This is a genomic window from Candidatus Phytoplasma australasiaticum subsp. ipomoeae (genome assembly GCF_024425275.1).
Taxonomy (GTDB): Bacteria; Bacillota_I; Bacilli_A; order Acholeplasmatales; family Acholeplasmataceae; genus Phytoplasma; species Phytoplasma australasiaticum.
In genome coordinates this window covers 1-8,675 of record NZ_JALQCV010000016.1, presented here as the reverse complement: position 1 = coordinate 8,675, position 8,675 = coordinate 1, and the positions used below count along the sequence as shown (strand labels likewise).

Genomic DNA, 8,675 nt, shown 5'->3' with positions numbered 1-8,675 from the left:
ATATGAACTTAAGAAAAAATTATTCTCATACACCTTCCATTGATAAACCAGAAAGTTCCAAAAAAAACAATTATAAATAATTATAGGAGATTTAATTAATGTTAAAATTATCAAATCAATTTAAAATCATAAGTATTTGTTTATTTATTTTTTTAGGATTATTATTTATAAATAATAACGAAAATAATAAAAAATTATATGCTTTACCTGGAATAGATTTAAATATAAGACAACAACAACTTGAAGAAGAAAGAGACCGTTTACTTATATCATTAAATAATATTTTTAATAATATGGATTTAAATTCTTCAACACGTTTAAGAATGATGAGAGAAGTTACCGAAAGTATGAATTGTACATTGGATGATCTCCAAAGGATAAATCAACAAATTTTTATGCGTGATCAATATCATCTACAAAACCAAAATAACCGAAATCAACGAAATCAACGAAATAATACTAGAAGAAATTAAAACAATTCGAATTTAATAATCATAAACTTAAAGATCCCTCTTTCTCAGGGGGGATCTTTTTTTATTTAATAACTAAATGAAGCTAAAATCTATGTTAATTAAAAAATCTTTAATCTTTATTTAGGAAAATATATTTTGTTCATTATTCAAAAAAATTTTTCAGAAAAAGTAATTAATCATAAAGATCAATAGGTTAAATAACACAATCAAATTATGATATTAACATCTTTAAAAATATATTAATACTTCAAAAATTACGTCCCATTACAAGTTAAATCTTTTTTCAATTAATAGCAAAATATTTGGAACAACTTTTACTTCTGAATAATACACTGAAAAAAGTAACAAAACTAAATCCTACATAACACAGATTCTTTAAAAAACAATTAACCTAAATTTTCCTGATACCAATATTAATTAAATTTTACAACCAAATATGTTCCGATATATAAAAATTTATAATTAACGTTTTTTAAATTATTAAACTAAATAAAATTTTTTTATTTTAAATAATTAAAAAGATAAACATTTATATTAATAATAAATTTAATCAAATAAAAAATTATTCGAAATATCTAAGTTTTTTCAATTATTTTAATAAAAATATATTAAAAAATCTCAAATAAAAAATAATATTTAAATATATTATTTAGGAGTTGGAAAAATTTTTTTAAAGTATAACATAGATATTTAATAAAATATAAAACTAATTAATCACAAAAAAATTTCATTTTTAAAATTAAAATTAAAAATCATTGATTTAAAATAATTTAACATTAACAAAATTGAAAAATTTAAAACAGTTAAAACTAATAAATATTAAAATCAAATAAAGCGACACTTAGAGTAGTCGTCAGCCTAATTTTAAAATTAAAATATCTTAAAAAACATAAAGAAGACAAAAGATAATAACCTTTATATGGCAAAAAGTTTTAAAGATATTTTAATAAGATATTATACGTCGTTTTGTTGAAAAATTGCTTGTCTGGTTCTGCAGAGAAACTAACTTGACAGTAATATATAATGAAATAAATTACATTATTAAACTTCACTATTCTATTATTATTATATTATTTTTTGATGTATTTAATAAAAATATTATTATATAATTGTTGATGGTTATACAAAGATATTCATAATTAAACTATTGAAAAAAAATAGTTTTAATTAAATTAAATTTCCCAAGGTAATATAAACAGTATAAAAATTTGAATTCATTGTTCATTGAATAAAAAATAATCAAATAATAAAGCAATCAAATAATATATTTTGAATTATATTTTGGATATCTATAACAAAAAGTTATTTGTTAAACTAAAATTATATATAAAAAAACACCTTAATCGACAAAAAATTTATATATTTATCAACAAATATTATCATTAATAAAATAATAATCAAAAAATTTATCGCTTTATTTTTAAATTATGAAAAAATTTTATTTAATTAATAATTCAAATATTATTGAATATAAATTTTATTATGAATTACTTTGGATAAATAAATTTAAAATTACATATAACGTTTTATAAATAATTACAAAAAGCAACTAAGAATTAACTTCTTTAATAATATATGTTTTAAATAGTTTACTATTCATTAAAACCTAAGTTTAAAAGTTAATTAATACATAATTATAATTAATATTTTATCATTCGTGATGTCAAAATTAAAGTTACATATATGGTACGCAAGTTATTTGCTAGAAAATATTCGATAATTAATAAATTTAAAAGGAAGTTTGAATATGTTTTTGGTTAATAATTTATGGAATCAATTGAAATTTTTTGGAATTTTTTTAGCTGGATTTGGTGCCGGAGGTATTACTTTTTCTCTGGTATATTTATTTTTTATTGTTAAAAATTTTAATAAAAATTTTAAAATTTCTTTTAATGAAACAGAAGATTTATCAGAAAACGAAAAAGTTAATAAATTAATTAAAAAACATCAATTAACATTTTTAAATAAAACTCAAGAAAATCCCCAAAAATATATAGAAATATTGTTTCAAGAAATACAAAAATTAACTTTAGAAATAGCAACTATTTTTTATCCGAGGTCGACTTCTCCTTGTTTAGAGTTAAATCTCGGAGAAACTTTATTATTAATAGAATATTTGCATAAAAGAATTGATATTTTATTTCAAAATAAAATTTTATGCATTTTTAAACGTATGACTTTGCGACAAATTATGGTTTTAAAATATAAATTAATAAATAAAAAATATTTACAAAAAATTCAAAAAACTAATAAATTAATGAATTTTTTAAGTACTTCAGTTAATATAATTAATCCTTTTTATTGGGCTAAAAAATTGTTTTTACAACGTCTTTATCATATTTTATTAGATAAAATTGGTTTAGCTATTATTTTAATATCTGGCGAAGAAGTATATAAGGTTTATAGTAAAAAAATTTTTGTTCCTGATCAAGATTTGAAATTATATCTACAAAATTTAAAACAAGAATTAGATAAAAATAATAAATAATAAAATTTAATAATTATAATAATTATTATTTTATTAAAAAATAAGAAGAGTAAGATAATGCGTGAATTTTGTATTCAATGGTTTCCTGGTCATATGAAAAAAACCTTTAAAGAAATAGATCAATCTTTAAAAATGATTGATTTAATGTTAGTAATTTTAGATGCAAGAATACCTTATTCAAGTGTCAATTGGGAATTGTTAAAAACATTTAATAATAAGCCATTTTTATTGTTGTTAAATAAAATATCTTTAGCGGATATGTCTAAAATAAATATTTTTAAAAATTTTTTTGAAAAAAATAAAATACCGGTATTATGGATTGATGCTAAATCAAAAATTAATATTCACCAAATTAAACCCTATATATATAAAATTTTAAAAATAAAAAAACCCCTTTGGGAACATAAAATTTTAAAATTAATGATTACCGGTATCCCTAATGTGGGAAAATCAACATTAATTAATTGTTTAGCTAATAAAAAGGTTGTTAAAACTGCGAATATACCAGGTATCACAAAACAAATGCAATGGATTAAAATAGATCAAAGAATTAAATTATTAGATACTCCTGGAATTTTATATCATAAATTTAGTGATCCTTATATTGGATATAATTTAGCTATTTGCGGCTGCATTAAATCTACTTTATATCCGAAATTACCTATTGTAGAATATTTATTAACTTATCTTAAACAACATTATTATCAAAATTTAAAAAAATGTTTCAAATTGGATGAACAAGAATTAGAATTACCTAATTTATGGTATAAAATAGCAAAAAAAAATATTTATTTAACAAAAAATAATATTATTGATGAAAATAAAGTTTTAGATATGATTTTGTATAAAGTCTCTAATGGTTTTATAGGTCCTGTTAATTTTGATTTAAATTTCTTTAATGTGATATAATTGCTTTAAAAGTTATGCAAGTAAATAATTTATAATAGAAAACTTCATTTTATAGATTTAATAATTTCTTTAAGGAGCATTTTTAACTATGAAGTCACAAGTAATTATTGTAGAATCACCTTCTAAAGCTAAAACTATCAGTAGTTTTTTTGATCATAAAATTTTAGTTTTATCTTCAAAAGGACATATACGTAATTTATCTTTAAAAGGTAATGATAATTTAGGTATTGATATTGATAATAATTTTAAACCTGATTATTGCATTATTAAAGGTAAAGAAAAGTTAGTTCAAGATTTAATTTCCAAAACTAAAGATAAATATGTATTTATAGCTACTGATTTTGATAGAGAAGGCGAAGCTATTGCATGGCATTTAGCTCAAGTTTTAAAATTAAAACCGTTAGATAAAAATAGAATTTTTTTTAGTGAAATCAATAAAAATGTTGTTATTAAAGCTTTTAATAATCCTGTAACGATTAATAAACGTTTAGTAGAATCACAAGAAACTCGACTTATTTTAGATAAAATAATTGGGTTTAAATTATCTTCTTTAGTTAGACGTATTCGTTCTAAATCGGCAGGGCGTGTTCAATCAGTGGCTTTAAAACTTGTTGCTGAACGCGAAAAAGAACATAATGATTTCATTCCCGAAGAATATTATTTAATTAAAGCTATTTTTGAAAATTTTACAGCTAATTTAATTATTAATCCCAAAAATCCTAAAATTAAACTTGAAGAAGCTAATCAAATTTTAAATCAGTTAAAAAATAAAAAATTTTATTTAAAAGATATAATAAAAACTAAAAATTTAAATAAACCTCCGAAGCCATTTATTACTGCTACTTTACAACAAGAATCTTTTAAATATTTAGGTATGAATGCTCGCAAAACTATGATCATTGCGCAAAAACTTTATGAAGGAGTTAAAATAGATCAGGAAATAATTGGATTAATTACTTATATGAGAACCGACTCTTATCGTATGTCCGAGGAATTTGTTGAAAATGCTCAAAGTTTTATTAGTGAAAAATTTGGTTCTTCTTACGTAAATGATATAAAATTAAAAAATTTATCTAAAAATCGTATAGAAGCTCACGAAGCTATTCGCATTACTGATATAAAAAAAACTCCTCAACAAATTAAGTCTTATTTAAATAAAGATGAATTATCTTTATATAATTTAATTTATCAAAAAACTATATCTAGTTTAATGAGTGCAGCAGTTATTAATAAAACACAGTTTATTTTTGAAATAGAAAAATATTTATTTCAAGTTGAAGGTTATCAAATGATATTCGATGGTTATTTAAAAACTAGTTTTTATTCTAATTTTAAAGAAATATTATTACCTGATTGGCAAAAGCATCAATATTATTTACCTCAAAAAGTTATAGCTAAATCCCAAATGACTTTACCTCCGCCTCGTTATAACGAAGCTTCTTTAATTAAACATTTAGAAAATTTAAAAATAGGCAGACCTTCAACTTATTCTCACATTATTGAAACTTTAAAAAATAGATATTATATAAATATTAAAGATAAGAAAATGATTTGTACTCAACGAGGATTAATGACGAATGAACTTTTAATAAAATTTTTTAATTCTTTTATTAATATCGAATATACAGCTTATATGGAAGAACAATTAGATAATATAGCTAATGGCAAAGTAGATAAAATAACTATTTTAAATAAATTTTATGATGATTTTATTAAATTATTTATAAATGCTAATAATAATATTAAAGTTATGAAAAATATTACAACACAAAAAAAATGTACTATTTGTGGAGATTTTATGGTAGAACGTTACAGTAAATATGGTGTCTTTTTAGGATGCAATGCTTATCCTAAGTGTAAAAATTCCGATATTGATCAAAAAAAATCTATAATTTTAACAAATCAAAATTGCTCCTCTTGTGGATCTTTAATGGCAGAAAGGAATGGGAAATATGGTAAATTTTTAGGTTGTAGCACTTATCCGAAGTGTAAACAAATTATCTCTTTTAATAAAAATAATAAATCAGAAAATAAAAAAAAAGAGAAAGAAAAATTATCTCAAAAATAAATTTATTATACAATTTAAATTGATATATTTATAGAGTTAATAATTTTATCTATTGCCGTGGTATATAATTAAGAGGAAATAAATAAATTATGTTTAATTTTTTTAAAAAATTATTTAAAGAAAAAACTCAAAATAAAAAAAATTTTTTTGCAAATTTAAAAAATTTATCTGAAGAACAAATACCAGAATGGGCCCAAAGAATTAAATCACAAAATAAATTAACTGATAATTTATTAGATGAATTAAAGATTTTATTACTGAAATCAGATTTAGGTCTAGAATCCACTCAAAATTTAATTAATCAAATTCGCAAAAATATTTCATCAGATATTTTAGCTCAACCAAAATATTTTTTAAATTTTCTAAAAGAACAAATATTGCTATTCTATCAACAAAATAATAAAAGCAATAATAACGACAATATTTCAACACAAAAACCACAAATTTATCTTTTTGTGGGAGTTAATGGTTCTGGCAAAACTACCACTATTGGAAAATTAGCTACTCAATTAGTTAAACAAAATAAAAAAGTTTTATTGATAGCAGCAGATACTTTTCGTACCGGAGCGATAGATCAATTAGAAAGTTGGAGTATAACTTCAAAAAGTAATTTTTTTTCAAAAAATAATAGTCAACCAGCAAGTGTCATTTTTGAAGGTTTGAAATATAGTAAAAATCAAGATTTTGATGTGATTTTATGCGATACTTCCGGAAGATTACAAAATAAAGATAATCTAATGCAAGAATTAGCTAAAATAGACAGAGTTATTAAAAAGTATAATACTCAAGCTCCTCACGAAACCTTTTTAATTTTAGACGCTATGACAGGCCAAGAAGCTTTAAAACAAGTGGAATCTTTTAGTCAAAAAATTCCGGTTACTGGTATTATTCTTACAAAATTTGATCATTTTTCTAAAGGAGGGTTAATTTTAGCAATTAAGCATTTATATCAATTAGAAACTAAATATATAGGTATTGGCGAATTACCAAATGATTTATTGAAATTTGATATTCAAAATTATGTTAATTGTTTATTTGATAATTAATAAAATTAAATATTATATATAATTAACATTTATTATAAATAATATTTTTATTAATATAATATCAATAAATAAAAAAAGGAGTTATTAATGAATTTTTTAAGTAATAGTGTTCAAAAAATAATTGATAAAATCGGTAATAAAAAATATATTAAACAAGAAGATATTGATAATATCATGCAAGAGATTAATCCTGCTTTATTAAAAGCAGATGTTGATTATGAAGTAGTAATTAAATTTAATGAATTAATTAAACAACAAACTTTAAATATGGAAATTTTAAAAGGTTTAACTCCTCAACAACAAGTTATTAAAATAATTCAAAATACTTTAACTAATATTTTAGGTAGTCAACCTTTACCTTTAAATTTAAAAGATAATAAGTTAAATATTTTTATGTTAATAGGTATGAAGGGTAGCGGAAAAACAACTGTTGCAGGTAAATTAGCTTATTTTATATATAAAAAAAAGATTGATAAAATTTTGTTAATTGCAGCAGATTATCATAGACCTGGTGGAATTCAACAATTACAACAAATAGGAAAAAATATTAATATAGAAGTTTACACTAACAATGATACAAATGATGCATCAGAAGTTATTTTGCAAGGTATTAATTATGCAAAAAAAAATAATTTTCAAACTGTTATTATAGATACTACCGGATTCTCTCCTGAAGATGAAATTAGTGTTAACAATTTAGCCTTAATTAAAAAAAATATTAAACCCGATGAAACTTTTATTGTTGTTGACGCTTTAGGAGGTCAACGAATATCAGGAAAAATTAAACAAATTAATGAAAAATTATCATTTACTGGGGTAATTATGACTAAAATGGATGCTAAAACTTCAGGAGGTTTAATTTTATCTATTAGATATATCACAAAATTAGCTATTCGTTTTATTTCAAGCTCAGAGCAACATAATGATGATAATTTTGAATTTTTTTATCCTGAAAGAATAGCTTCTCGAATTTTAGGTATGGGCGATTTATCTACTTTAATAGAAAATATAGAAAATAAAATAGATCCAAAACAAAATGCCGAATTAATAGATAAATTATTTCAAGACAATTATAATTATTATGATTTACAAAAACATTTAAATTTAATTAAAAAGATGGGATCTTTTCAAAAAATTTTAAATTTTATTCCTGGAATAGGTAATAAAATAACTAATTTAAATATTTTAGATAATAATATAATAGTTAAATTTGAAGCTATTATCCAAAGCATGACACATGAAGAAAGATTAAATCCAACATTACTGGCTAATAATAATCGTCGTCGTCATCGTATTAGCAAAGGTTCTGGTACAACTAATCAAGAAATTAATTTATTGATTGATTTTATCGAAAAACAAAAAAATTTAACAAAAAAACTAGATAATAAAAATTTGAATAAAGATTCTTCAATCACAGATTATCAAGATCTTATAAATAAATTTTTAGATTCACAATAAATAGTTTTAATAGGGGAGTTAATAAAATTCTATGAAACATTTAATATTAGTAGATGGGCATGCACTTATTTTTCGTGCTTACTATGCTACAGCTTATAAACAAAAAGGGCGCAAAAGATGCGCATAATTCCGCTATTTAACGCATAGCCTGGAGTGATAATCTCCAGAGGTCACGTAAACACTGTAAGGTGGGCTTGATTAATTGTCTCGAAAGAGTAATTAATAACAGCAAA

Annotated in this window: 6 protein-coding genes; all 6 read left to right on the top strand. The window is 21.3% G+C overall.

Annotation, left to right across the window (positions count from 1 at the left end; translation table 11 throughout):
* The first annotated feature begins 98 nt into the window (after positions 1 to 98).
* The 6 genes from NQK76_RS02285 (at position 99) to NQK76_RS02260 (ending at position 8,442) form a co-directional block, all read left to right on the top strand.
* Complete coding sequence (locus NQK76_RS02285) at positions 99 to 473, top strand: SVM family protein (RefSeq protein WP_004994541.1); 375 nt, start codon at positions 99 to 101, stop codon at positions 471 to 473.
* Positions 474 to 2,220: 1,747 nt separating this feature from the next.
* Complete coding sequence (locus NQK76_RS02280; protein ID WP_004994539.1) at positions 2,221 to 2,961, top strand: hypothetical protein; 741 nt, start codon at positions 2,221 to 2,223, stop codon at positions 2,959 to 2,961.
* A gap of 57 nt (positions 2,962 to 3,018) precedes the next feature.
* Positions 3,019 to 3,870, top strand: coding sequence for a ribosome biogenesis GTPase YlqF (gene ylqF, locus NQK76_RS02275; protein ID WP_255872735.1), 852 nt, complete (start codon positions 3,019 to 3,021; stop codon positions 3,868 to 3,870).
* Positions 3,871 to 3,958: 88 nt separating this feature from the next.
* On the top strand, positions 3,959 to 5,938 hold the full coding sequence (gene topA, locus NQK76_RS02270) for a type I DNA topoisomerase (protein WP_255872734.1): 1,980 nt from the start codon (positions 3,959 to 3,961) through the stop codon (positions 5,936 to 5,938).
* 89 nt (positions 5,939 to 6,027) lie between these two features.
* The gene (gene ftsY, locus NQK76_RS02265; protein WP_004994533.1) at positions 6,028 to 6,984 is read left to right on the top strand and encodes a signal recognition particle-docking protein FtsY; all 957 of its coding nucleotides are present in this window, start codon (positions 6,028 to 6,030) and stop codon (positions 6,982 to 6,984) included.
* 87 nt (positions 6,985 to 7,071) lie between these two features.
* A complete protein-coding gene (locus NQK76_RS02260; RefSeq protein ID WP_054598468.1) occupies positions 7,072 to 8,442 on the top strand; it encodes a signal recognition particle protein in 1,371 nt (456 codons plus the stop codon).
* The last annotated feature ends 233 nt before the right edge of the window (positions 8,443 to 8,675 follow it).

What these genes read in the sequence shown, in the direction of transcription:
- NQK76_RS02285 (WP_004994541.1), top strand. Translation starts at nt 99, where the DNA reads ATGTTAAAATTATCAAATCAATTTAAAATCATAAGTATTTGTTTATTT.
- NQK76_RS02280 (WP_004994539.1), top strand. Translation starts at nt 2,221, where the DNA reads ATGTTTTTGGTTAATAATTTATGGAATCAATTGAAATTTTTTGGAATT.
- ylqF (WP_255872735.1), top strand. Translation starts at nt 3,019, where the DNA reads ATGCGTGAATTTTGTATTCAATGGTTTCCTGGTCATATGAAAAAAACC.
- topA (WP_255872734.1), top strand. Translation starts at nt 3,959, where the DNA reads ATGAAGTCACAAGTAATTATTGTAGAATCACCTTCTAAAGCTAAAACT.
- ftsY (WP_004994533.1), top strand. Translation starts at nt 6,028, where the DNA reads ATGTTTAATTTTTTTAAAAAATTATTTAAAGAAAAAACTCAAAATAAA.
- NQK76_RS02260 (WP_054598468.1), top strand. Translation starts at nt 7,072, where the DNA reads ATGAATTTTTTAAGTAATAGTGTTCAAAAAATAATTGATAAAATCGGT.